A 25,386-nucleotide genomic window follows, 5' to 3' on the forward strand; every position below is an offset into this window, starting at 1 on the left:
GGTGGAGGTGCGGCACAAGGAAGGCCTGAGCGCCTACGACGCAGCGCTGTACGCGGCCAAGCTGCGTCTGCGGCCCATCATCATGACCTCGCTCGCCTTTATCCTGGGCTGCGTGCCGCTGGCGATCGCCAGCGGAGCTTCGGCGGCGAGCCGCCAGTCGCTGGGCACCGGTGTCATCGGCGGGATGCTGGGGGCCACGGTCATCGCGCTGTTCTTCATTCCGATGTTCTTCTGGGGGCTGGAAGTCATGTCGGAGCGCAAGCCCAAGGGGGGCGCCGCGCCGACGCCCGGCGCCAGCCCGCAGCCGCCGGCCGCGCCATCGACGGGAGACCCGTCATGAGCCCGCGCGACTGGCTAGCCGGGGCCTGCGTGGCGGCGTCGCTGGGTGGTTGCGCCATCGGCCCGAACTACGAGCGCCCCGAAACGGCGTCGCCCTCGCAATACCGCCTCGATACCGGGATGCTGGCGGTGGCCGCCGACAGCGCCTGGTGGGACAGCTTTGGCGATCCGGTGCTCAACGCGCTGGTCGAGGCGGCACTCGGCAACAACTATGACGTGCGCATCGCTGCGGCGCGCATCGATGAATTCCGCGGGCAGTTGATGGTCGCGCGGGCCGGCTTCTTTCCGCAGGTGAACCTGTCGGCATTGGCGACACGGCAGCGCGCGGGCACCTTCAACGGCACGCCATTCGCATCGCTCGACGGCCCGCGCAATTCGTACCAATTGCTGGCCAACGCCAGTTGGGAACTGGACCTGTGGGGCCGCATCCGCCGCCAGGCCGAGGCCGCCGAGGCGGGCCTGTGGAACGCCGAGTACGCCCGCCGCGGCGTGGTGCTGGCGCTGGCGGCGTCGGTGGTGCAGGGCTATGCCACGCTGCGCGGGCTGGATGCGCAACTTGAGGTCGCGCAGCAGACGCTGCAGTCGCGCGCCCAGGCGCTCGACATCTTCCAGCAGCGCTATCAGGGCGGGGTAATCTCGCAGGTGGAGCTGACCCAGGCCGAGGACGACTTCTACTCCGCTGAAGCATCGATCCCGCCGCTGCGCACGGCCATCGCGCAGACCGAGAACGCGCTGTCGGTGCTGCTGGCGCGTGAGCCCGGCCCGATCGAGCGGGGCAAGCCCGTCACGGAACTGCAGGCGCCGGCAGTCGGCTCCGACCTGCCGGCGGCGCTGCTCGCTCGCCGTCCCGACGTGCTGCAGGCCGAGCAGGCCGCCGTCGCCGCCAATGCGCAACTGGGCGCGGCGCAGGCGCTGTACCTGCCGGCGGTGAACCTGTCGGCCCTGTTCGGCGCGGTGGCGGCCACACCCGGCGCGCTGTGGCACAGCGCCTCGCAAGTGTGGGGCTTTGGCGCCGGACTGACCCAGCCGATCTTCCAGGGCGGCGCCATCCGCGGCCAGGTGCGGACAGCTGCCGCGCAGCGCGACCAGGCCATACTGGCTTATCAGGGCACGGTGCTGGCGGCGCTGGCCGACGTCAACACTGCGCTGGCCAACGGGCTGGAGACGCGCAACCGGCTGGGCAGCCTGCAGCGGCAGGAGAAGAGTCTGGTCATTTATGCCGATCAGGCCAACGCGCGCTACGAGGGCGGTTATACCAGCTATCTGGAGGTCACCGACGCGCGGCAAAAGCTGTTCGCGGCCCAACTCAGCGCGATCCAGGGCCAGGTCGACCTGCTGACCGGTACCGCCGCCCTCTACAAGGCGCTTGGTGGTGGCTGGCCAGCAGTGCCGGAGTCGGTGCGCGACGCGGGTTTGGTAGGGGATGCGAGGGCAGTGGCGCGTTGATTTTTTGGGTCTATATGAACGCGTCCCGCTTTGCCATTTGATGCAAGAGGCAGTGGTAGCCGCGTGACATCCAAGAACGACAGTAGCGGAGCACGCGGCATGAAGCCACGCAGGAGCGGCACCGGATCGGCTGGGGCAGCAAGAGGTAGCAGCCCGTGGAAATTATTTGACCATCGTGAAACTGTGGTGGGCACATACAGGCGCGCTATGATGACCCCTGTCGTCTCACCGGCGTTGCAGCCGGCCCACCACACATGGGGATTCGCCATTTGTCGAACGACGCCCGCGCTCCCCGCCAGCCAAAACACACCATCATGGATCTCGAACTCCGCAATCAACGGGTGCTCATCACCGGCGGCAGCCGCGGCATTGGCCTCGCTTGCGCGGCCGGCTTTCTGCGTGAGGGCGCGCGCGTGGCCATCGTTTCGCGCAGCGCCGAAAACCTGGCGAAGGCCTGCGCCAAGCTGGCCGAAGGCCGGGGCGAATTTGCCAAGGACGTGGTCGCGGTATCCGCCGATCTGACCAATATCGCTGAAGCCGCACGCGCGGTGGAAGAAGCGGTGACAGGACTTGGCGGCATCGACATTCTGGTGACCTCCGCCGGCGCGGCCAAGCGCCGGCCGCCGGACGAGCTGACCCCACAACTGTGGCAGGAAGCAATGACCGCCAAGTACTTCAGCTACATCAATGTGATTGACCCGGTGGTCAAGCGCATGGCGCAGCAAGGGCGCGGCGCCATCGTCAACATCGTGGGCATGGGTGGCAAGATGGCCAACCCCGCCCACCTGGCGGGTGGCGCCGCTAACGCTGCACTGATGCTGGCCAGCGCCGGACTGGGCAATGCCTACGGCAAGCAGGGTGTGCGCGTGAACGCTATCAATCCGTCGGCTACGCATACCGAGCGCCTACAGGAGGGCATGGAAGTGGATGCACGTATCGGTGGCATGACAGTGGAGCAGGCGCTGGCGCGGGCCAACGCGCGCACCGGCCTGGGCCGCCTGGCCACGCCGGAAGAGGTGGCGGATGCCGTGCTGTTCCTCTCCTCGCCACGCGCCAGCTATATCTCGGGTTCCATCCTGTCGATCGATGGCGCTACCACGCCGATGGTAGTCTGAGGCTGCCAGCCTATCGCGTAGGGGCGCATGGCCGCGCAGCGCGTGCGGGGGCGCGTGCCCTAGCCCTGGCGCGCCGAGCATCTGCGCCATGAACCCGGACTTCACGCGGCGGGGGCGCGCCGGCGAGAGAGTTGACCGGGATTCGCAAAAGAATCCGCCATATACTCTGCACACCCATGATTGAAAAGAAGATTCATCGCTTGCGCGGGGAGTGCAAGCAATATTGTCAATTCACCGACCGGACCTCTATATACGGCGCGGGTTCCAGGCGGATTCCGGAGTGACAGAATTGCTTTGTTCTACGCTTGATGAGCGTCGGCGTCCAAAGCGAGATCAGGGCGGACGCCGCTCCGATGGCGCTGTACACAAGGGCAGCAACATAGACGCGCACATCCTTGAAGGCCGCGTACGACCCTTGATACTTTGCGACCACCGTTTTTCCCTGCGCGTCGGCCTGCAAGTCCTGGCGGATCAGGGCCTTCTCACGCTCGGAGAGCCAATGGGCCGCTTCGGGCCGGTCATCCAGCACCCAGTACACCAGTAGGCCCATCACTACGGCCGGAATCGCCTCCAACACGAACAGCGCTTGCCCTCGCCGATTTTCCTGCACACCTACACCACGCCGCCGGGCTCGCCAGTGGGCAACTCGGCGGCGGGCGACACCGCCTGGGACAACTCGGTGCTGTACCAGAGTCCGGGCTTCGGCGGGCTGCGCTTCAATGCGATCTACGCGACCGGGGAGAGCATCGGCCAACAGGGCAAGCAGAACTACGGTGGCAATGCCACCTATTTCAACGGCAACTTTGGCGCCAGCCTGGCGGTGCAGCGGGTGGGGTCAATGCGTCGGAGTTTGCGGCCAACGGCACAAGTTACCAGATGGCCTACCTGGCGGGCGTTTCCTACGACTTCAAGGTGGTCAAGCTGTTCGGCCACTACGCGCAGTCGGACAACCGCTTCAGCACGCTGAGCCGGCAGCGCAACCGCACCATGACAAGGTGACCGACCTGAACCCGGGCAACACGTTCGGCCTGGGCCTGCGCCACAAGTTCTAGTTGCGACTTCGGCGCCTCCCCCGTCGAGGCGCCGACCAGACTACCCTCGCCCGCCTCAAAAAAATACTTCCACAATCATATATTTATGCCTAAACTATGTGGAACGACAAACAGCGCGTGGCGACGATCGCGCGAAACAGGTTCCCAGGCGGCTTCTCCGGTTCCATGTCCGCCACCCATCAGGAGACAGACAATGACCCCAGCTGGCAGCGCTCAGCCCTGGCGCCCCACTTCTCGCGCGACCTATACAGTACTTTTCGTATGCTTTCTTGCGATTCTCTTTGAAGGCTATGACGTCGGCGTCATGGGAGCGGTACTGCCCGCGCTCGCCGACGACCGCAACTGGAACCTGACGCCGCTGGAACTCGGTGCCCTTAGCAGCTATGCCCTGGTCGGCATGTTCTTTGGCGCCTTCCTGATTGGCACGCTGAGCGAGATGATCGGCCGCCGCCGCATGCTGCTGCTCTGCGTTTCCTTGTTCTCGCTGACCATGCTGGGTGCGTCCTACGCGCCGACGCCCGCCATCTTCGGCATCTTGCGATTTATGGGCGGGCTCGGCCTCGGCGGCGTCATTCCGGTGGCCGCCGCATTGACCATCGAGTACTCACCGCCGCATCGCCGCAGCTACAACTATGGGTTGATGTACTCGGGGTATTCGGTCGGCATTCTTTGCGCAGCCCTCATCGCGATGTGGCTGTTGCCGAATCTTGGCTGGCGTGGCGTGATTGGCCTGGGTGCCGTGCCCATGGTGTTGATACCGCTAATGGCGTGGCTGCTCCCCGAGTCGCTGGAGTACCTGGTGGGGCAAGGTCGGATCGATGAAGCGCAGGCATTGGCTGATCGCACTGGTCATGGCCGGCTGCCGTCACAAGCCCGGCCCGCCAACAGCGCCGCCCGCGCCACCTGGCGCGACGTGGTGTCTAGCATGTTCTCCCGTAACCAACTACGCGCGACAGCGTGCTTCTGGATCGCACTGTTCTTCGGCTTGCTGCTGGTCTACGGCCTCAATACGTGGCTGCCGACCATCATGCGCAGGAATGGCTACGACCTCGGCTCCAGCCTTTCCTTCCTGGTTATCTTCAGCCTTGCTTCCGCGGTGGGCGGCCTCTTCCTTGGCAGCGCGGCGGACAGGATGGGCGCACGTGGCACCGTCGCGCTCTTCTACCTGATCGGCGCTCTCGCCATCGGCGCGCTGATGTTCCGCAGCTCCGTTGCCGTCAACTACCTCCTGGTCGCGCTGGCAGGCGTGGGCTCCGTCTCGGCATCCCTGATTCTTACCGGCTACCTGGCCGGTTACTACCCGGCACACGCACGGGCCGCGGCAACTGGATGGGCCCTGAGCTTCGCGCGATTCGGCGCCATGAGCGGCCCGCTCGTCGGCGGCTATGTGGCCGGCTCAGGCCTGAGTTTCGGCTGGAACTTCATCACGTTCTCCATTGCCGGCCTTGCCGCTGCGCTGGCTGTGGCGCTGCTGCCATCGGCACGGGAACCAGCCGTCGTGGCTCGCGCTGGCCAGCAAAGCAACGCATAAATCGCCTGAGGCGGGGCGTCGACTTCCACGCAAGCCGTTCCAGTAACCTCAAGCTCCGTGCACATATATGATTTTGGAATTATTAATGCTTAAACTATATTTGTCTCAACAGGGAGCCGGCGCAGCAGGCGCTTACCGTCCTAACGTGAGCATCAGGAAGAAAAGCCATGGCTGAGCGTTCGTTTGTCGAAGAAGTCAAGAAGTTGCGCCTGGGTTCCGGCGAGGTATTCAGCGGCGAGGGCATCCTCGCGGTTACCAAGGCGCTGCTGGAATCTGGCGTCGCCTATGTGGCCGGCTACCAGGGCTCGCCGATCTCGCACCTGATGGACGTGCTGGCCGATGCGCAGGACATCCTTGCCGAGCATGGCATCCGCTTCGAGAACAGCGCGAGCGAAGCCACCGCGGCTGCGTCGCTGGCGGCCTCGGTCAACTACCCGCTGCGCGGCGCGGTCACGTTCAAGGCCACCGTGGGCACCAACGTGGCGTCGGACGCGCTGGCCAACCTGGCTTCGGGCGGCGTCACTGGCGGCGCGCTGATCATCGTCGGCGAAGACTACGGCGAAGGTTCCTCGATCATGCAAGAGCGCAGCCACGCGTTTGCGATGAAGTCGCAGATGTGGCTGCTCGATCCGCGCCCCAACCTGCCGTGCATCGTGCAGGCAGTGAAGGACGGCTTCGACTTGTCCGAAGCTTCCAATACACCGGTGATGCTCCAGCTGCGCGTGCGCTCGTGCCACGTACATGGCCAGTTCGTCGCCTCCGACAACCGCCGCAGCCGCTTCTCGATCCAGGACGCGCTGGACCATCCCACGCGCGACCTCAGCCGCATCGTGCTGCCCCCGGCGAGCTTCGTGCACGAGCACGAGAAGATCAAACAGCGCTGGCCCGCCGCCGTGAAGTTCGTCGAGGAGCGCCAGCTCAATGAGTTCTTTGCCGGCGAGATGGATGACATCGGCATCGCCGTGCAGGGCGGCAGCTACAACACGCTGATCCGCGCACTGGAGCAGCTCGGCCTGGCCGATGTATTCGGCGAATCGAAGATCCCCTTGTACGTGATGAACGTGGCCTATCCGCTGATCGATACGGAGTGGGAACGCTTCTGCGCGGGCAAGCGCGCCGTGCTGGTGCTGGAAGAAGGTCAGCCAAACTTTATCGAGCAGAACGCCGCCAACATCCTGCTTATGGCAGGCACCACCGCGACGCTGCATGGCAAGGACCTGCTGCCGCTGGCTGGCGAGTACAACACCGCGACCGTGCTCAAGGGCCTGCGCGCCTTCCTGGAGCAGTACGGCAAGATCGAGCCGCAACCCAAGCCGAAAATGGCCCGCAAGGTGATCCCGCTGGTGCAGGCACCCGCCGCCACCGTCGATGCCGTGGCCGCCGAGGTGCTGGAACCGCAGAAGCTGGTCGACGAGAGCGTGCATGCGCGCCCGCCCGGCTTCTGTACCGGCTGCCCGGAGCGCCCGATCTTCACCGCGATGAAGCTGGTCGAGCGCGAGATAGGCGAGCACCACGTCAGCGCCGACATCGGCTGCCACCTGTTCTCGATCCTGCCGCCGTTCAACCTGGGCAACACCACCATGGGCTATGGCCTGGGCAGCGCCAGCGCCGCGGCCCTGAATGCGCCCGGCGGCAAGCGGGCCATTTCCGTGATGGGCGACGGCGGCTTCTGGCACAACGGCCTGACCAGCGGCATCGCTAACGCGGTGTTCAACAAGAGCGACAACCTCACCATCGTGGTCGACAACAGCTACACGTCGGCCACCGGCGGGCAGGACATCCTGTCCTCGACCGCGCTGAACGACACCCGCAGCACCGGCCACGCCATCGAGGACGCGGTCAAGGGCGTCGGCGTCAAGTGGGTACGCACCATCCGCCGCACCTATGACCTGAAGGCGATGAAGGCCACCCTCAAGGAAGCGCTGACCACCGGCGCCAAGGGTCCCAAGGTGCTGATCGCGCAAAGCGAATGCATGCTGAACAAGCAGCGCCGCGAGAAGCCGAAGACGCGCAAGGCGATCGCCGACGGCCAGCGCGTGGTGCGCGAGCGCTTTGGCGTGGATTCGGACACCTGTACCGGCGATCACTCGTGCATCCGACTGTCCGGCTGCCCTTCGCTGACGATCAAGCCCAACCCGGACCCGTTGCGCACCGATCCGGTCGCCTCCGTGCTGGACAGCTGCGTGGGCTGCGGCCTGTGCGGCGAGGTCTCGCACGCAGCGGTGCTGTGCCCGTCCTTCTACCGCGCGCAGATCGTCACCAACCCGACCCGCATCGACAAGCTGCGCCAGCGCCTGCGCGACAGCGTGATCGGCTTCCTGCAGCGCCGCGATGCCGCGCGCCGCGCTCGCCTTGCATTCTGAACACCAAGTTTCGAGAGGTTCAATCGTGAACGCACCCAACAACCTCAGCGCCAAGCCGATCAAAGTCGCCATCCTGGCCATGGGCGGCGAAGGCGGCGGCGTGCTGGCCGACTGGATCGTGGATCTGGGCGAGCACAACGGCTACATCGCGCAGACTACGTCGGTGCCCGGCGTGGCGCAGCGCACCGGCGCCACCATCTATTACGTCGAGCTGTTCCCGCGCGACCTGGCCGAGCAGGCCGGCCGCCAGCCGGTGCTGGCGCTGATGCCCACCCCTGGCGATGTCGATGTGGTACTCGCCTCCGAACTGATGGAAGCCGGCCGCGCCGTGCAGCGCGGACTGGTGACGCCGGAGCGCACCACGCTGGTGTCGTCGACGCACCGCGTCTACTCGATTGCCGAAAAGTCCGCGATGGGCGATGGCCGCGTCGACAGCAACGAGCTGATTGCCCATGCCGGCAAGGCCGCCAGACGTTTTGTACGCTTCGACATGGCGCAGGCCGCCGAAGCCAGCGGCAGCGTCATCAGCGCCGTGCTGTTCGGTGCGCTGGCAGGCACCGGTGTGCTGCCGTTCAGCCGCGCGCAGTTCGAAGCCACCATCGAGCGTGGTGGCGTCGGCGTGAAGCCCAGCCTGCGCGCTTTTGGCGCGGCGTTCGCCACAGCCGAGGCCGCTGAGACGCCCGCCGCAGAAGCTGCAAAGCCGCTGGGCGAACTCAAGCCGCAGGATCCCCGGGTTGCGCAGTTGCTGCAGCGCGCGCGCGCCGAACAACCAGCCGAGAACTGGCCCGTCGTGGTCGAAGGCGTGCGCCGCATGATCGACTACCAGGACGTGGCCTACGCCGGCCTGTACCTGGATCGGCTGGCGGCCGTGCGCCGGGCCGTCGGCAACGACGACAGCGCCCTGCTGCGCGAAACCGCGCGCCACCTGGCGCTGTGGATGTCGTACGAGGACACCATTCGCGTGGCCGACCTCAAGACCCGCGACTCGCGCTTCACACGTGTGCGGGGCGAGGTGCGCGCCAGCGACAAACAGCTGCTGGCGATCAACGAGTTCATGCACCCGCGCCTGGAAGAAATCTGCGAGACGCTGCCGGCCGGACTCGGCCGCTGGCTGATGCAGCCGCATCTCGTGCACCGCCTGGTGCACCGCTTCACCACCTCGGGCCGCGTGGTCACCACCAGCTCGCTACGCGGCTACCTGATGCTGTGGGCGGTGTCGCGCCTGCGCGGCATCCGCCGCAGCACGCTGCGCTATGCGCTGGAAACCGAGCGTATCGAAGGCTGGCTGGCCCAGGTGCTGGCCGCCGCCCGCCTCAATCCGGCGCTGGCGCTGGAAGTGGTGCAGTGCCAGCGGCTGGTGAAAGGCTACAGCGACACCCATGTGCGCGGCCTGACCAACTACCAGACCCTGATGAACGCCGTGATGCGGGCGGGGGCCCGCCTGGCCCCGGCCACGCTGCGCGAGTTGCGCGAAGCCGCGCTGGCCGACGAGCACGGCAAGAAGCTGAAGGAAGCCCTCGCCCGCCACGCGCTGGCGTGACCTTCACTGGCCAACCCCATAGCAGGAACCGCAGACCATGAGCACTACGCATACCTTCCGGCACCGGCACAAGATCCATTTCTCGGAATGCGACCCGGCCGGCATCGTCTTCTACCCGCAGTACTTCGTGCTGTTCAACGACCTCATCGAACGCTGGGTCGACGCCCTGTTGCCGGACGGCTACCACGGCGTGATCGGCGCGCGCCGGCTGGGCATGCCGACCGTGCACCTGGAGGTGGACTTCAAGGCGATCAGCCGCTTTGGCGACGAGGTCTGGCTGGAGCTGGAAGTCGTGCGCGTGGGGAGCAAGTCGATCACGCTGGCCTGGCGCTGCACCGGCGCAGACGGCGAACTGCGCATGGCGGCTACGCAGACCATCGTGATGACCTCGCTGGACACGCACCTGGCGATTTCGGTGCCCGATGACCTGCGGGCCGCCATCGAACACGGCCCTGCCCTCGCAGACAGGCCTTCTCCCGAAACCACCGTCTGAATGCCGACGTACCCGCTGCGCGGGTGCCGAAGGCTCCGGTAGTAACCTGATTGGAAGCAGCCATGAACATTGTATGTATCGGCGGTGGCCCCGCCGGCTTGTATTTCGGCCTGTTGATGAAACTCCAGGATCCCGCCAACAAAGTCGTGGTGGTGGAGCGCAACCGCCCCTATGACACCTTCGGCTGGGGCGTGGTGTTCTCCGACGCCACCCTGGGGAACCTGCGTGAAGCCGATCCGGTCTCGGCCGGAACCATCGGGGACGCGTTCAATCGCTGGGATGACGTCGAAGTCCATTTCAAGGGCCGGGCCGTGCGCAGCGGCGGCCATGGCTTCATTGGCATCGGCCGCAAGCATTTGCTGAATATCTTGCAGGCGCGCTGCGAGGAAGTGGGCGTGGAGCTTGTGTTCGAGACCAATGTCGAGGACGACCAGGCGATCGCGCGCAAGTACGGCGCCGACCTGGTGCTGGCTTCGGACGGCCTGAACAGCGTGGTGCGCAAGCGCTATGCCGACACCTTCCGCCCGGACATCGATACGCGCAAGTGCCGCTTTGTCTGGCTGGGCACGAAAAAGGTGTTCGACGCCTTCAACTTTATCTTCGTGCCGACCGAGCACGGCTGGTTCCAGGCGCATGCCTACCGCTTCGAAGACGGCATGTCGACGTTCATCGTCGAGACCCCGGAAGATACCTGGAAGGCCGCCGGCATCGACCAGATGAGCCAGGAGGAGGGCATCGCCTACTGCGAGAAGCTGTTTGCTCCCTACCTGGACGGCAACCCGCTGATCAGCAACGCCTCGCACCTGCGCGGCTCTGCGATCTGGATCCAGTTTCCGCGCGTGATCTGCGAGCGCTGGGTGCACTGGAACACGCTGGCCGGCGACAACGGCGCGGAGAAGAAGGTCCCGGTGGTGCTGATGGGGGATGCGGCCCACACCGCGCACTTCTCGATCGGATCCGGCACCAAGCTGGCGCTTGAAGATGCCATCGAACTGGCACGCACCATCGGGAACGTCGACGGTTCGCTGGAAGACGCGCTGAAGCAGTACGAGGCCGTGCGCTCCGTGGAGGTCCTGAAGATCCAGAACGCCGCGCGCAACTCGACCGAATGGTTCGAGAACGTCAGGCGCTATGAAGACCTGGAGCCCGAGCAATTCGCCTACTCGCTGCTGACCCGTTCGCAGCGCATCTCGCACGAGAACCTGCGCCTGCGCGACAAGGCCTGGCTGGAGGACTACGAGTCGTGGCTGGCCAAACGCGCCGGCACGGATGCCGCCGCCGTGCCGCCGATGCTGACGCCCTACACCGTGCGCGGCGTGGAACTGAAGAACCGCGTGGTGGTGTCGCCAACCGCCATGTATTCCTGCGAGGACGGCGTGCCGGGCAACTTCCACCTGGTTCACCTCGGCAGCCGCGCACTGGGCGGTGCCGGCCTGGTGATGGTGGAAATGACGGCGGTGTCGCCGGACGGCCGCATCACGCAGGGCTGCCCGGGCCTGTGGAATGACCAGCAGGCGGCGGCGTTCGCCGGCATCGTCGGCTTCGTGCATGAGCACACCAGCGCACGCATCGGCGTGCAGATCGGCCACGCCGGCCGCCGCGGCTCGACCCAGCTGGGCTGGGAGCAGATGGACCACCCGCTGGCCGAGGGCAACTGGCCGCTGATCTCAGCCTCCGCACTGCCGTACCTGCCGGGCGTTTCGCAGACGCCTCGCGCGATGAGCCGCGAGGACATGGACCGCGTACGCGACGACTTTGTCGCCGCCACCCGGCGCGCCGCGGCCGCCGGCTTCGACTGGCTGGAACTGCAGGCGGGCCATGGCTACCTGCTGTCTGGCTTTATCTCGCCGGTGACCAACCAGCGCACCGACGAATATGGCGGCTCGCTGGAGAACCGCATGGCCTTCCCGCTGGAAGTGCTGCGCGCGGTGCGTGCGGCATGGCCGCAGGACAAGCCGGTGTCGGTGCGTATTTCTGCCGCTGACTGGGTCGAGGGCGGCAACAGCGCCGACGACGCGGTGGCCATGGCGCGCCTGTTCAAGGAAGCCGGTGCGGACGTGATCGACTGCTCTTCGGGGGAAGTCAGCCCCGACCAGAAGCCGGTGTACGGACGCATGTTCCAGACCCCCTTCGCCGACCGCGTGCGCAACGAGGCGGGTGTGCCGACGATCGCCGTCGGCGCCATTACCGAAGCCGACCAAGTCAACGGGATCATCGCGTCGGGCCGTGCCGACCTGTGCGCCATCTCTCGTCCGCACCTGGCCGACCCGTCCTGGTTGCTGCGCGAAACCGCGAAGCTTGGCTACCGCCGCGTCGAATGGCCGAAGCAATACCTGCTGGCCAAGGACCAACTTGAGCGCAGCCTCTGGCGCGCGGCCGCGGGGGCCTGACGACTTCCCTATGAGGAAAGAACTCACCAGAGAGGAAAACAATGTCGAATACCTCGTATGACACCTACCGCGAAAACGTAGCCGGCCGCGCCGACGTGGAAGACACGCCCGAGCTGGTCGCCTACTACAAGGAACTGGCGCAGCTCAAGACCGGCGCGCTCTGGACCGTCGCCAACAAGATCGAGCCGTGGCAGCCGAAGTCAGAATCGGTGCCGGTGCTGTGGCGCTACCGCGCCCTGCGTGATCACGTGCTGCGTTCGGTCGACCTGGTGACGCCGGAGAAGGCCGGCCGGCGCGTGATCTACCTGAACAACCCGGGCCGCCAGGACGTTTCGGCAGCGGTGGGCTGGCTCTACTCGGGCCTGCAGGTGATGCATCCCGGCGAAGCTGCCTCGGCACACGCGCACTCGTCCTCGGCGCTGCGCTTCATCATGGAAGGCCGCGGTGCCTACACGATCGTCGACGGCCACAAGATGACGCTGAACGCCAACGACTTCGTGCTCACGCCCAACGGCACCTGGCACGAGCACGGCGTGGCGGCCGACGGCACCACCTGCATCTGGCAGGACGGCCTGGACATTCCGCTGGTCAACGCCATGGAAGCGGGCTTCTACGCCGTCCACCCGGACCTGCAACAGGCCGTGACACACCCGGTCGACGACATGCCGGCGATCTGGGGCGGCAAGGGCCTGCGCCCGCACGACGGCAACTGGACCAAGCCGTATTCGCCGCTGTACAAGTATGAATGGGCCCCGACCTACGAAGCACTGGTGCGCCACAGCAAGGTCACCGATGGCAGCCCGTTCGACGGCGTGCTGATGCACTACGTCAATCCGGTCACCGGCGGCCCGGTGATGCCGACCATCGGCGCCAGCATGCAGCTGCTGCGCCCGGGCGAGGCCACCAGGGCCCACCGCCATACCGGCAGCTTTATCTACCAGGTGGCCAAGGGCAGCGGCTACTCGGTCATCAACGGCCAGCGCTTCGACTGGACCGAGCGCGACATCTTCTGCGTGCCGTCGTGGGCCTTCCACGAGCACGCGAACGCGTCGGCCAGCGATGACGCCGTGCTGTTCTGCTTCAACGACCTGCCGGTGATGCATTCGCTCGGGCTTTATCGCGAGCAGGCGCTGGCGGAGAACGGCGGGCATCAGGTCGTCCTTTAAACCTCAGCAGTACCTGCTTTCCAAGTTATGCAGCCGCACCGATTGCGGCCTTTTCCGGAGTTATCAAACCATGCGTCTCGTAACCTATCGCGCTGAAGTCGCTGCCGCCGCCCGCCTGGGCGCCATCGTCGACGGCAATGTCGTTGACCTCGCCCGCTTCGGCACCGCCGTCGGCGTGGACATTCCCTCCACCATGATCGAGTTCATCGACCTGGGCCCCGAAGCGGTCCGCTCGACTAGCGCGCTGCTGAACGAATATCGCGGCAAGCTCCCGTTCGGCGTGGCCGTGCCGGCTTCCAACGTCAAGTTGCTGGCGCCGATCCCGCGTCCGCGCAAGAACATCTGGGGCATCGGCCTGAACTACGTCGAGCACGTCGCCGAATCCAGCCGCAGCCTGGACACCTCGAAGGAACTGCCAAAGGAGCCGGTGATCTTCTCCAAGCCGCCCACCACCGTGATCGGCCCGGGCGACGCCATCGAGCACAACAAGGAGATCACCCAGCAGATGGACTGGGAAGTCGAGCTGGCCGTCATCATCGGCACGCGCGGCAAGGGCGTAAAGGAAGCCGACGCGCTCAACTACGTGTTCGGCTACAGCGTGATGATCGACATCTCGGCGCGCGACTGCCGCCGCGCCGGCCAGTGGATCTATTCCAAGGGCCAGGACACCTATGCCCCGTTCGGCCCGGTCATCGTCACCGCCGACGAGATCCCCGACCCGCACACGCTGGACCTGTCGCTGACCGTCAACGGCGTGACCAAGCAGAGCTCCAACACCCGCCACATGTTGTTCAAGGTGCCGGCGCTGATCGCGGACATCAGCAAGGGCATGGCGCTGGAGCCGGGCGACATCATCGCCACCGGCACGCCGGATGGCGTGGGCGCTGGCCGCACGCCGCAGGAATGGCTGTGGCCGGGCGACACCGTGGTGGCCACGGTGGAAGGCATCGGCGAGCTGCGCCACCCCGTGGTGGCCGTCTAAATCCCGTCTTCCCCGCGCAAGCGGGGGTGACTGCTGCAAGCGAGGCACACACATGCTCAACCTGCCCAAGTTCAAGGCCGCGGCCGTCCAGGCGGCCCCCGTCTTCCTGGATGCCGACGCGACCGTCGACAAGGTCTGCCGCCTGATCAGGGAAGCCGCCGACAACGGCGCCAAGCTAGTCGCCTTTCCGGAAGTGTTCGTGGCCGGCTACCCGTACTGGAGCTGGCTGACCAACCCGGTCGACGCCAGCCCCTGGTTCGAGAAGCTGGTCAAGGCTTCGATCGAGATCCCCGGCCCGGAAATCCGCAAGATCGCGCAGGCCGCGCAAGCCAACCACATCAACGTGATCGTTGGCGTCAACGAGCGCAGCCGCACCGGCATCGGCACCCTCTTCAACACGCTGGTGACCATCAGCGACGAAGGCCGCATCCTGGGCCGCCACCGTAAGCTGGTGCCCACCTGGGCCGAGAAGCTGACCTGGGCCAACGGCGACGCGTCGGCGCTGCGCGTGCACCAGACCAGCGTCGGCCCGCTCGGCTCGCTGGCCTGCGGCGAGAACACCAACACGCTGGCGCGCTTCTCGCTGCTGTCGCAGGGCGAGCTCATGCACGTCGCCAGCTATATCGCGCTGCCGGTGGCGCCGGCCGACTACGACATGGCCGAGGCCATCAAGGTGCGCGCCGCCGCCCACTGCTTCGAGGGCAAGGTGTTCACCGCGGTGTCGTGCTCGACCGTGTCAGAGGAAATCATCGAGGCGATGAGCCCGCTGAACCCCAAGGCGCGCGAGCTGCTGTCGCGCCGCAACAGCGCCTTCTCCGGCTTCCTCGGCCCGGACGGCCGCGTGATCGGCGAGCCGCTGATCGACGTGGAAGGCATTGTCTACGCCGACATCGACCTGTCGCGCTGTATCCAGCCGCGCCAGATGCACGACATCACCGGCCACTACAACCGCTTCGACGTATTCGACCTGCGCGTCAACCGCCGGCCGCTGCAGCCCGCCCAGTTCCTGGACGGTGCCACCCAGGCCTTCGACCTCGACGCCGAGGAAGCGGAACTCAACACATTCGACCTTTCCGAGAGCAAGTAAATGTCTTTCCTGCTGACGCCCCAGAAGCCGCTGCGCATCGGGCAGATCGTGCCGTCCTCCAATACCACCATGGAGACGGAAATCCCGGCCATGTTGCGCGAGCGTGAAAGGGATTTTGCCGAGCGCTTCACCTTCCACTCCAGCCGCATGCGCATGAAGAAGGTGGTGAAGGAAGAGCTGGAGGCGATGGACCGCGACAGCGACCGCTGCGCCATCGAGCTGTCCGATGCGCGCGTGGACGTGCTCGGCTACGCCTGCCTGGTGGCCATCATGAGCATGGGCAAGGGCTATCACCGCGTCTCCGAGGCACGCCTGACACAGCGCACCGTCGACAACGGCAACTCCGCGCCGGTGGTGACCAGCGCCGGCGCGCTGGTGGACGGCCTGCACGCCATGGGCGCAAAGCGCGTCTCGGTGGTGTGTCCGTACATGAAGCCGCTGACGAAGATGGTGGTCGAGTACATCGAGAGCGAAGGCATCGAGGTCAAGGACTACACCGCACTGGAGATCCCCGACAACCTGCAGGTCGCCGCGCAGGATCCGGCCAACCTGCTGGAGATCTACAAGCGCATCGACACCACCGGCGTCGACGCCATCGTGCTGTCGGCCTGCGTGCAGATGCAGTCGCTGCCATCAATCCAGAAGGTGCAGGACGAGTCGGGCATCCCGACGGTCTCGGCCGCAGTGGCCACCACCTGGCAGATGCTGCGCAAGCTCGACCTGCGCACCGAGGTCGCCGGTTGCGGCGAGCTGCTGAGCGGCAAGTACTGAGCGCCATCTCACGCTTTCGTCGTCCCTGCCCGAGCAGGGACGACGTTTCGCACACGCACATGGACGACATTCACTTCTACGAGCCCGCGCGCGGCCACGGGCTGCGGCACGATCCGCTGGCCGCCATTGTCGGGCCGCGGCCGATCGGCTGGATCTCGACGGCGGACCAGGCCGGGCGCGCCAACCTGGCGCCCTACGCATTCTTCAACGTCTTCAACTACACGCCACCGGTGGTGGCGTTCTCCAGCGTCGGCTACAAGGACACCGTGCGCAACGTCGAGGACACCGGCGACTTTGTCTGGAACCTGGTGACCCGCCCGCTGGCCGAGCGCATGAACATGACCAGCGCCGGCGTGGCGCCCGAGGTCGACGAATTCGGCCTGGCGGGCCTGACGCCGACGCCGTCGCGCCTGGTGTCGGCGCCGCGCGTGCAGGAAAGCCCGGTATCGTTCGAGTGCCGCGCTACCAAGGTCATGCAACTGAACCAGGCCGATGGCGCTATGCTCGATACATGGATGGTGCTGGGCGAGGTAGTCGGCGTGCATATCGACCGCACCTTCCTGCCGGACGGGGTCTATGACACCGCCGCCGCCCGCCCCATCCTGCGCGGCGGCGGTCCGGCCGACTACTACGAGGTCAGCAAGTCGATGCTGTTCCAGATGCGCCGGCCTGCCTGAGGCGTGGACCTGGCCTCAGTTGGCAGGGCGGTGCAGGTGGATCAGCAGCTTTAGCGTGGCGCGCAGCTCGTCGGCCTTCTTCTTGCCGAGCGGCGCCAGCACGTGGTCCTCGTGGGCCCGGGCCTGTGCGATCAGGCTGGAGGTCAGCTTCTGCCCGCGCGGCGTGATGCACACTAGGGTGATGCGCCGGTCGGTCTCGTGCGGGATGCGCTTGACGTAGCCCTGGGCCTCCATGCGGTCGAGCAGGCGCGTGACGGTGGGCTGCTTGGTCACCGAGATCTGTGCCAGTTCCCCGATGCTGATTGGCTTGCCGCCGGACAGCGTGGACAGGACGCGCCAGTCCGAGATGGTGAAGCCGTTGGCCTGCACGATCACGTGGAATTCCCCCGAAATCAGCTGGCTGGCCTGGGCCAGCAGGGCCGGGGTGTAGTTGTCGACGAAATCGTCGTCGGCGGTGTCGATGGGCTGGTTCATGCGGTCCGGTGTTCGGGAAGCGGCCTCGTCGGCCGCGTAACGGGCAGAACATACCACGGCGGGAGAGTTCGTCCACGGCAAGGCAGGCCGGAAGTGTGGCGTCTTTCTTGCTGCCCGCAGGAACTTTAAGTATAAAGCAACTGATTGCGCGGGCTTCTCTCGCCGCGCAAGCGAGCCAGACACGCTGCAATCCTCCAGGAGTGAGCCGATGCAGACCGCCACCCAGTCACCCGCCGAACTACCGTCTTCCCCAGCGAGTGATGACAACTGCGCGCCGCAAGGCATGCTGGCGAACTACCCTTCCTTCCGCTCCGAGGATGTGAAGGAGGCCCAGGGCAAGATCGCTTCGGTATTTTGCCCGCATGAACTGCGAGTGGTCGGCGCACTGCAGCAATTGCACGTCCAGCACAATCTGGTACGACTGCATGAGACCGCAATCAACTTCCTTGCCTATGGCGCCCATGTAGAGATCGACCCTGGCTGCCTAAAGCACTTCTATCTCGCCCAGATCCCGGTTGCGGGCCATGCCGAAATCAAGTGTGGCTCGCAGGAGATACTTTCCGACGTCCGCACCGCCAGCCTGCTGAGTCCAGACACCCCAACCCGAATGCACTGGCACGAGGATTGTGCGCAAGTCTTGCTCTGGATCCAGAAGGAAGCAATCGAGCAGCGTTTCGCATTGCTGACCGGGCGCGATCCCAGCGGGCCCCTTTCATTCGATCCGGCGCTGCCCCAGCACGCTGGATTTTCGAGTCCATGGAGCCAGGCCGTACTCGACCTTACCAGGAATATCGACCGGCACGGCACCAACTGGCTCCAGTTTCCGGCCGCGGTGGCGTCGATGGAGGACTACCTGCTGCGGACGCTGCTGCTGCTCCAACCGCACACCCACACCTATCTCCTTGCGCGCAGCGCCGAGCCCGCCAGGCCACGTCATATGCAGCGGGTGATAGATTATGTCCGCGCGAATGCCGACACACCGCTGACCGTCGCCGACCTGGCCCAAGTCGCCTGCGTGAGCATCCGGGCGCTGGAAGAAGGCTTTCGCCGCCATCTCAATACGACGCCGTTAGTCTATCTGCGGGACGCCAGACTGGACTGCGTCCGACAAGCGTTGATTGCTGCCGCCGGAGCGGAGCAGGCCTCCATCACGGATATTGCATATCGCTTTGGCTTTACACATCTCGGCCGGTTTGCGGCCTACTACAAGAAGCGCTTCGGCGTTTCTCCGTCGGCGACCCTGCGCAGGGGTGCAGCGGAGCGCCATGTCGGCGATGCCGGGCGTTGAAAATCAGCGGGCTCTCTAGACCTCGCACTACCCCTGCGGCATCGACCCGTTTCACTGCCTTGCAGTCGTTGATACAACAATGCCAGCCCGCGCTCGCGGGAGAACGGATACCTGCACGCCCGGCCATCCGGCCAGGCTATCGTCCCACCCTTTCCTGACTCCACCACCTCCTTTTCCCGGTCCGCCAGCGACGGCTCGTTATCTGGATATTGGCCGGCGGATTGTGGATAGCAGCGTCATCACCGCTACACCAAACTACGTTGCACATGGCTACATGCGAGCCAATACAACAAGTGGAGACGGACATGCAAGGAATCGAAGGCAAGACGGCGATTGTCACCGGTGGCGCGACGATGATTGGCGAGGCAGTGGTATCTGCCCTGGTCTCGGCTGGCGCCAACGTCGTTGTCGTCGACATCGACCAGCAAGGCGGCCGCAATGTTGCCGAGCGGCATCCGGAGCGCTGCCGCTATGTGGCCGTGGACGTGACCAGCGATGCCGACATCGCTGCCTGTATCGCCGACACCATGGAGACCTTCCGTGGCATCGACCTGCTCGTCAACTGCGCCTGCACCTACGTCGATAACGGTGCCGATTCCACACGCGAGCAGTGGCTGGCGTCCTACAACGTCAATGTCGTCGGCGCGGCGATGATGCTGAAGGCGTGCGTGCCGGAGATGAAAAAGCGCGGCGGCGGAGCGGTCGTCAACTTTGCCTCGATCTCCGCGGGCGTGGCGCAGTCGGGGCGCTGGCTGTACCCGATTACCAAGGCAGCGATGCAGCAATTCACACGTAGCGCCGCATTGGATCTGGCCCCGGACAACATTCGAGTCAACTCCGTTTCGCCGGGCTGGACGTGGTCCTCCGTCATCAGCGCGCTGAGCGGCGGCGACAAGGCGAAAGCCGACAGTATCGCCGCAGATTTTCACCCACTCGGCCGGCTCGGCAAGCCAGAAGAAGTCGCGCAAGTGGTTCGTTTCCTCCTGTCAGATGCTTCCGCCTTTGTTACCGGCGCCGACTATGCATGTGACGGCGGATACGGCGCCCTCGGCCCCGAGGGTCGGCAAGCAGCCATCAACCGGCTGACGGCATAAACCGGCCGGTGATTCCGGGCGACCTCGGTTCGCCCGGCACGAAGTTAATTGCACACAAGACAATCCCACAGGAGAGACACATGATCCCCCATTCCATCGACAAGATCACGCCGCGCAAAATTGCGATTGTTGGCGCGGGTCAGGCAGGGCTATTGCTCGGGTGCGGCCTGCTGGATCAAGGCTATGAGGTCACGCTAGTGACAAACCGCACCGCTGACGAGGTATGGAGCGGCAAAGTGATGTCGTCCCAGTGCATCTTCGACCAAGCACTCCAGATCGAGCGCAATTTCCGGATGAATCAATGGGAAAGGCAGTGCCCCACGGTGGACGGCATCGGCCTGACCATCCCTACCGACGACGGCAAGGGCGAAATTGCCATCCACTGGCGCGCCCGCCTGAATGCCTACGCCCAGTCTGTCGATCAACGTGTAAAAATGCCAGGCTGGATGGCGGAGTTCGAAAGCCGTGGCGGCATTCTACGTATCGAAAATGTCGAGATTCCCCAGCTTGAAGCCTTGGCCGAAAGTCATGATCTTGTTCTCCTGGCCGGTGGCAAGGGAGAGATCGTCAATCTGCTGACACGCAATGATGCACGCTCGCCTGTTCGTCATCCCCAACGCCAGTTGGCACTGGCTTACGTGACGGGCATGCAGCGCAGTGGCCCGTTTGAGTGCGTCAACTTTAATCTGATTCCCGGCATCGGCGAGTACTTTGTCTTCCCGGCCCTCACCACCCAGGGCAGTTGCGAAACTCAAGCCTGCGACATCATGGTCTTCGAAGCCATTCCTGGCGGCCCGATGGACCGCTGGGCAGACGTCAGGTCCGCCGACCAGCATCTGGATGTCTGCCTGGGCATCCTGCGCGACTACCTGCCGTGGGAAAGCGAGCGCTGTGCCAATGTACGACTCACCGATGCCAATGGGATCCTGAGCGGACGCGTCACCCCGACCGTGCGCAACCCTACCCTTTCCCTGCCTTCCGGCCGGCTTGTAATGGGGCTCGGCGACGCGGTCATGGTCAACGACCCGATCACCGGCCAGGGCTCGAACAACGCCACCAAGGGCGCCCTGCACTATTTCGAGGCCATCCTGCGCCATGGGGACAAGCCCTTCGATAAGGCATGGATGCAGCAGACCTTCGACGGCCTTTACGAAGGCTATGCCGAACCGGTCATCCGTTGGACAAATTCCCTGCTGTTCCCGCCGCCAGACCACATCGTCAAGCTGCTGGCCACAGCGCAGCACGCGCCGCGCATCGCCCAGCGCATCGCCAACGGATTCAACGATCCGCGCGACTATGGCAGCTACTGGTTCAACGAGGAAGCCACCGAGGCCTGGATCGCTGAAGCGTCGCAGTCCAAGGCCGCCTGAGGCAAAAAAAGTCACCCACACGAAAGCAAGCAGTCTGCTCACCGCGCAACGGTTGAGCAGGCAACAGGAGACAACCATGACCGACGTTCGCGAATTTCGGAATGCCCTCGGCCGCTTTGCCACGGGCGTAGCCATCGTCACGACCCGCACCCCCGATGGTGAACCGTGGGGTGTGACTGTCAATAGTTTCAGCTCCGTATCGCTGGAGCCGCGCCTGGTGCTTTGGAGCCTGGCGAAGAAGTCCTACAGCCTCGGTGCATTCCAGAACACCGGAAGTTTCGTGATTCATATTCTGGCATCCAACCAGGAAGACGTGTCCAACCGCTTCGCACGCGGGGCGGAAGGCAAGTTTTCGGGCGTCCCCTGCACGGATGGCATCGATGGCTCGCCTGTCCTGTCAGGTTGCGCAGCGGTATTCCAATGCCGCAACACGCATCAGTATGATGGCGGCGATCACATCATCTTCCTGGGCGAGGTCCGGCATTTTGACACATCGGATCGGGAATCCCTGCTCTTCTACAAGGGAAACTACGCCCGTACCGCCAACGCTCTTACGGAGTTGTCAGAGCTGATCCGCACCGAATACGTCGCCGCGACCTAATTCCGGTACCGCACACGGCAATCCGTCTAAAGGAAGCTGGCCAACGCCGCGACCGAACGTATTTGCCCGCCTCTCTTATCCTTGCCCCCGGGATAATCCAATGAGTACGTATGACGCCGTCATTGTCGGCAGTGGTATCAATTCGCTCGTCTGCGCTGCCGTTCTAGCCAGACGCGGCAAGCGTGTCTGCGTGCTGGAACGCAATAGCACGCTGGGCGGATGCATTCGTACAGAGGCCCTGAATGCGCCGGGCTATCTCCACGACACGTTGTCCACGGCACATCCGCTGTTTGTCACGTCGCCAGGCTACGCGGAGCTGAAGGATGAACTTCATCAGGCAGGGCTCAGCTACCGCAATAACAGTACGCCCACTGGCGTACTGTTGCCCGATAACCGTTCGCTGATTCTGAGCACGTCCCGTGAGCGCAATGTCAGCACATTCAATACGCTGGCAAGCGGCGACGGTGATGCCTTTCAGTCCGCCATGCAAGAGGTCGAGCAAAACGCCGGCCTGGTGTTCTCGCTGCTTGGCAACGAACTGTGGAGTGCCGGTGTTGCAAAGACCGTGGCCGGCCGCCTGTGGAAACAAGGCGTGCATGACACCGTCGCCTTCTTTTCCCCTGCCCTGATGAGTTGCCGCAGCTGGCTGGAGACCCGGGTCAAATCCGACCTGGTCCAGGCGCTGCTCGCGCCTTGGGTACTGCATACAGGCCTTGGTCCGGAAAGCGCCATGTCTGCATTGATGGGAAAAGTAGTCGCCTTCACGCTGGAGGCGGTCGGCCTGCCTATCGTCCAGGGAGGCAATGCCCGTACTGTCGACGCCTTCCGCAGAATCATCGAGAGCCGGGGTGGTACTTTCCACGTTAATGCCGACGTCGAGGACATCCTGGTCGAGGGCGGCTCGGCGCGCGGCGTAAGGACGCGGGACAACCGCGTTTTCATGGGCAAGGAGATCATCTGCAACGTCACGCCCGGTCAGCTTTACGGAAAGCTACTGGCCGCTGAGCACGTTCCCCCTGGCCTACGTCAGCAGGCAGCCGAGTACCGCTACGGCAAGGGGAACATGCAGATCCATTTGGCGCTGTCCGCCCCTCCGGACTGGCCCCAAAAACATCTGCGCGACGTCATCTACCTGCACCTTACCTCGGGTCTGGACGGTGTCTCCAGGGCAGTCAGCGAAGCAGAGCGAGGCCTGCTTCCAGCCGAAGGCACGATTTGCGTTGCCCAGCCTTGCACTGTTGACCCTTCCAGAAGCCCGGCCGGAGGCTGGGTGCTCTGGATTCAGGTTCCGGAGTGTCCGCGTCAAGTCAAAGGCGATGCTCTTGGAGAGATCGCTGTTCCCGCGGATGGTCGCTGGACCGCTGAACTCCGTGATCGCTACGCCGACCGGATTATCGACCGCATTGCTCGCCAAGTTCCAAATCTCAAGGCGAGCGTCGTCGGGCGTACGGTCCTCTCCCCGGCGGATCTTGAGTCGATGAACGTCAACCTCGTCGGCGGTGATCCCTATTCCGGCGAATGCAGCATCGACCAGTTCATGTTCTGGCGTCCGGTCCCTGGCGTCAAGGATCACGCTACCCCGGTTAAACATCTGCACCACATTGGCGCCTCGACCCATCCAGGCCCCGGTCTTGGCGGTACCTCCGGTTACCACGTCGCAAATGCGCTCGCAAAGAAACGGGCGAAATCTAACTCATAAGTGAAGCAACCACAGGAGACAACAACCATGAGCAACAGCCTCGCCCACTTTGCAGCAGACCTGCTGTCCGGCCGCATCCGCGTGGTGGACCTGACGCAGACCTTGAGTTCTGAATTTCCGACCATCTCGTTGCCTCCAGAGATGGGCCAGACCTGGCCCTTCCGGCAAGAAACTATCTCGCGCTACGACGATCGCGGACCGAACTGGTACTGGAATAACTTCTCCTGCGGCGAACATACCGGGACCCACTTCGACGCACCAGTCCATTGGATCTCTGGTAAGGACTTGCCGGACAATACGACCGACACCATCCCTGCCGAAAAATTCTTCGCCACCGCCTGCGTCATCGACTGCTCGAGGGAGGCCGCAGAAGACCCGGACTACTTGCTCACTGTCGACGCCGTCAAAGCCTGGGAAGCACGGCATGGCCGCATCCCCCCTCGCTCGTGGGTCCTGATGCGCACCGACTGGTCCAAGCGCAACAGTCCCGAGGCGTACCTGAATGCGCGTGACGACGGCATGCACACACCTGGCCCTGACCAGGGCGTCGTCCAGTGGATGATTGAAGAGCGCGATGCCCATGGATTTGGCGTTGAAGCAATTGGCACCGACGCGGGCCAGTCCTATGGCTGGGAGTTGCCGTTCCCGTGCCATTACCTCATGCATGGCAACAACCGCTACGGTCTGCAATGCCTGACCAATCTCGACCAACTCCCGCCGCAGGGTGCATTGATTGTCGCTGCCCCGCTGAAGATCAAGGACGGTTCCGGCAGCCCGCTTCGCGTCCTGGCTCTGATTCCCGGCTGATATTCCGCTAACCCGCCCATCACCAAAAAAGGAGGAGAACGAAGTGAAGAAACGAGCAATCCCGGCCATGCTGGCCGGTTCGCTTGCGCTAGTCGGCAATCAGGCCCTCGCAAAGGAGGGCGCAGACCAGTATCCCAATGGAGCTGAAAGCTGGATGTCGGGAGCTTTGCCCCCGCCTGGCACCTATTTCCTCAACTACACCGGCTATTACGGCGGTAAGCTCAAAGACGGCAACGGCGACAACGCAAACATCGCCGGCAATCCTGCAAAGGTTGACGCCTGGTTCGACGCGTTGCGGGTGGTGAAGGTCACCGACATCACGCTTCTTGGCGCGAGCTGGGGCGTGCAGGCCATCGTTCCACTCGTCTACCAGTCCATGAATTTGCCCCAGATGGGCGGCCGTCGCAACGCCACCGGCTTGGGTGACATCACGATCGACCCGATAGTGCTCGGCTGGCATGGTGCGAACTGGCATGTCACGACGGGTCTGGACATCTACGTGCCCACGGGCCGCTACGACCAGAATGATCCCAGGGCCAGCATCGGCGCGAACTACTGGGCCTTCGAGCCAGTTGCGGCATTCACATGGCTGAACCAGAGTGGCTGGGAAATCTCTGCCAAGTTCATGTACAACATTAAGGGGAAGAACAAGGACTCCAACTTCGGCGGCATGACAGGAAGCTACCAGTCCGGACAGGAATTGCACGTCGATTACGCGCTGGGCAAGCACATCGGCCCGTGGACTGTCGGCTTGAGCGGGTACTACCTGAAACAGATCACGGACGACAAGTTCAATGGCGCCGTGGTGCCAGAAGTGCCTGGCGTGTGGAGCCGTGGCCGTCGCGGCGAGGTGCTGGCTATCGGCCCTAGCGTCTCCTACACCAACGCCAAGGGATCTAGTTTCATCGCCCAATGGCAGCATGAAGCGTATGCCAATAACCGGTTTGGCGGCGACAAATTCTGGTTCAAGGTGGTCACCGCTTTCTGACGGAATGGGCCCGCGAGAGCGGGCCCTGTGCTGTGCTTCTGTAGCCATCCGAGAAGGCGGCGCTGATTTTCGCCTCGGTGCGAACGGCAATGTGGCCTGCCGGTCAAGGCGTG

General features: G+C 64.4%; 23 protein-coding genes and 1 pseudogene. 22 read left to right on the plus strand and 2 right to left on the minus strand.

Annotation, left to right across the window (positions count from 1 at the left end; genetic code table 11):
• The 3 genes from DN412_RS15005 to DN412_RS15015 all read left to right on the plus strand — a co-directional run.
• Positions 1-340, plus strand: a 340-nt coding sequence (locus DN412_RS15005) for an efflux RND transporter permease subunit (RefSeq protein ID WP_208647607.1), incomplete at its 5' end; no start/stop codon positions are given.
• Positions 337-1,785 carry an efflux transporter outer membrane subunit gene (locus tag DN412_RS15010; protein WP_115212346.1) on the plus strand — a complete coding sequence of 483 codons (1,449 nt, stop codon included), beginning with the start codon at positions 337-339 and terminating at the stop codon, positions 1,783-1,785. The genes DN412_RS15005 and DN412_RS15010, both read left to right, overlap by 4 nt.
• A gap of 314 nt (positions 1,786-2,099) precedes the next feature.
• Positions 2,100-2,900: an SDR family oxidoreductase gene (locus DN412_RS15015; protein WP_115212347.1), complete on the plus strand. Its 801-nt coding sequence runs from the start codon at positions 2,100-2,102 to the stop codon at positions 2,898-2,900.
• Between the two features lie 226 nt (positions 2,901-3,126).
• Here the strand turns inward: DN412_RS15015 and DN412_RS15020 are convergent, their stop codons facing one another.
• Positions 3,127-3,510 (minus strand): MFS transporter, encoded by a 384-nt coding sequence (locus tag DN412_RS15020; protein ID WP_167471095.1) that lies wholly within the window; start codon positions 3,508-3,510, stop codon positions 3,127-3,129.
• A 69-nt stretch (positions 3,511-3,579) separates the two neighbouring features.
• On the opposite strand from DN412_RS15020, the pseudogene DN412_RS44530 reads away from it, so the two are divergent.
• From DN412_RS44530 to DN412_RS15075, 12 genes and pseudogenes are all read left to right on the plus strand, one after another.
• Positions 3,580-3,669: pseudogene (locus DN412_RS44530) on the plus strand (hypothetical protein); the annotation flags it as partial.
• Between the two features lie 107 nt (positions 3,670-3,776).
• Positions 3,777-3,899: a hypothetical protein gene (locus DN412_RS45490; RefSeq protein ID WP_279635198.1), complete on the plus strand. Its 123-nt coding sequence runs from the start codon at positions 3,777-3,779 to the stop codon at positions 3,897-3,899.
• Between the two features lie 246 nt (positions 3,900-4,145).
• Positions 4,146-5,483, plus strand: a complete 1,338-nt coding sequence (locus DN412_RS15030) for an MFS transporter (protein WP_115212349.1) — start codon at positions 4,146-4,148, stop codon at positions 5,481-5,483.
• 167 nt (positions 5,484-5,650) lie between these two features.
• Entirely contained in the window at positions 5,651-7,846 is a 2,196-nt protein-coding gene (locus DN412_RS15035; RefSeq protein ID WP_115212350.1) for a thiamine pyrophosphate-dependent enzyme, read from the plus strand.
• A 79-nt stretch (positions 7,847-7,925) separates the two neighbouring features.
• Positions 7,926-9,386 carry an indolepyruvate oxidoreductase subunit beta family protein gene (locus DN412_RS15040; protein WP_244222667.1) on the plus strand — a complete coding sequence of 487 codons (1,461 nt, stop codon included), beginning with the start codon at positions 7,926-7,928 and terminating at the stop codon, positions 9,384-9,386.
• Between the two features lie 37 nt (positions 9,387-9,423).
• Positions 9,424-9,879: an acyl-CoA thioesterase gene (locus tag DN412_RS15045; RefSeq protein ID WP_115212351.1), complete on the plus strand. Its 456-nt coding sequence runs from the start codon at positions 9,424-9,426 to the stop codon at positions 9,877-9,879.
• A 62-nt stretch (positions 9,880-9,941) separates the two neighbouring features.
• The gene (locus DN412_RS15050) at positions 9,942-12,269 is read left to right on the plus strand and encodes a bifunctional salicylyl-CoA 5-hydroxylase/oxidoreductase (RefSeq protein WP_115212352.1); all 2,328 of its coding nucleotides are present in this window, start codon (positions 9,942-9,944) and stop codon (positions 12,267-12,269) included.
• 41 nt (positions 12,270-12,310) lie between these two features.
• Positions 12,311-13,435, plus strand: coding sequence for a cupin domain-containing protein (locus tag DN412_RS15055; protein WP_115212353.1), 1,125 nt, complete (start codon positions 12,311-12,313; stop codon positions 13,433-13,435).
• Between the two features lie 70 nt (positions 13,436-13,505).
• Positions 13,506-14,417: a fumarylacetoacetate hydrolase family protein gene (locus DN412_RS15060; protein ID WP_115212354.1), complete on the plus strand. Its 912-nt coding sequence runs from the start codon at positions 13,506-13,508 to the stop codon at positions 14,415-14,417.
• Positions 14,418-14,469: 52 nt separating this feature from the next.
• On the plus strand, positions 14,470-15,504 hold the full coding sequence (locus tag DN412_RS15065; protein ID WP_115212355.1) for a carbon-nitrogen hydrolase family protein: 1,035 nt from the start codon (positions 14,470-14,472) through the stop codon (positions 15,502-15,504).
• Positions 15,505-16,275 (plus strand): maleate cis-trans isomerase family protein, encoded by a 771-nt coding sequence (locus DN412_RS15070; protein ID WP_279635196.1) that lies wholly within the window; start codon positions 15,505-15,507, stop codon positions 16,273-16,275. It abuts the gene before it with no gap.
• A 59-nt stretch (positions 16,276-16,334) separates the two neighbouring features.
• Positions 16,335-16,952: a flavin reductase family protein gene (locus DN412_RS15075; protein ID WP_115212356.1), complete on the plus strand. Its 618-nt coding sequence runs from the start codon at positions 16,335-16,337 to the stop codon at positions 16,950-16,952.
• Between the two features lie 15 nt (positions 16,953-16,967).
• Here DN412_RS15075 and DN412_RS15080 read toward each other — a convergent pair whose 3' ends face one another.
• The gene (locus DN412_RS15080) at positions 16,968-17,426 is read right to left on the minus strand and encodes a MarR family winged helix-turn-helix transcriptional regulator (RefSeq protein WP_115212357.1); all 459 of its coding nucleotides are present in this window, start codon (positions 17,424-17,426) and stop codon (positions 16,968-16,970) included.
• 208 nt (positions 17,427-17,634) lie between these two features.
• On the opposite strand from DN412_RS15080, the gene DN412_RS15085 reads away from it, so the two are divergent.
• The 7 genes from DN412_RS15085 to DN412_RS15115 all read left to right on the plus strand — a co-directional run bounded on the left by DN412_RS15085 (position 17,635) and on the right by DN412_RS15115 (position 25,273).
• Entirely contained in the window at positions 17,635-18,714 is a 1,080-nt protein-coding gene (locus DN412_RS15085) for an AraC family transcriptional regulator (RefSeq protein ID WP_115212358.1), read from the plus strand.
• Between the two features lie 305 nt (positions 18,715-19,019).
• On the plus strand, positions 19,020-19,808 hold the full coding sequence (locus DN412_RS15090) for an SDR family oxidoreductase (protein ID WP_115212359.1): 789 nt from the start codon (positions 19,020-19,022) through the stop codon (positions 19,806-19,808).
• An 80-nt stretch (positions 19,809-19,888) separates the two neighbouring features.
• A complete protein-coding gene (locus DN412_RS15095) occupies positions 19,889-21,178 on the plus strand; it encodes a styrene monooxygenase/indole monooxygenase family protein (RefSeq protein ID WP_115212360.1) in 1,290 nt (429 codons plus the stop codon).
• A gap of 76 nt (positions 21,179-21,254) precedes the next feature.
• Positions 21,255-21,779, plus strand: coding sequence for a flavin reductase family protein (locus DN412_RS15100; protein WP_115212361.1), 525 nt, complete (start codon positions 21,255-21,257; stop codon positions 21,777-21,779).
• Between the two features lie 100 nt (positions 21,780-21,879).
• On the plus strand, positions 21,880-23,478 hold the full coding sequence (locus tag DN412_RS15105) for a phytoene desaturase family protein (protein ID WP_115212362.1): 1,599 nt from the start codon (positions 21,880-21,882) through the stop codon (positions 23,476-23,478).
• A 27-nt stretch (positions 23,479-23,505) separates the two neighbouring features.
• Positions 23,506-24,285 (plus strand): cyclase family protein, encoded by a 780-nt coding sequence (locus DN412_RS15110; protein ID WP_115212363.1) that lies wholly within the window; start codon positions 23,506-23,508, stop codon positions 24,283-24,285.
• Positions 24,286-24,328: 43 nt separating this feature from the next.
• The gene (locus DN412_RS15115; protein WP_244222657.1) at positions 24,329-25,273 is read left to right on the plus strand and encodes a SphA family protein; all 945 of its coding nucleotides are present in this window, start codon (positions 24,329-24,331) and stop codon (positions 25,271-25,273) included.
• Positions 25,274-25,386 lie beyond the last annotated feature (113 nt).

It is taken from the genome of Cupriavidus lacunae, assembly GCF_003353055.1.
In the GTDB taxonomy this organism is placed as follows: Bacteria; Pseudomonadota; Gammaproteobacteria; order Burkholderiales; family Burkholderiaceae; genus Cupriavidus; species Cupriavidus lacunae.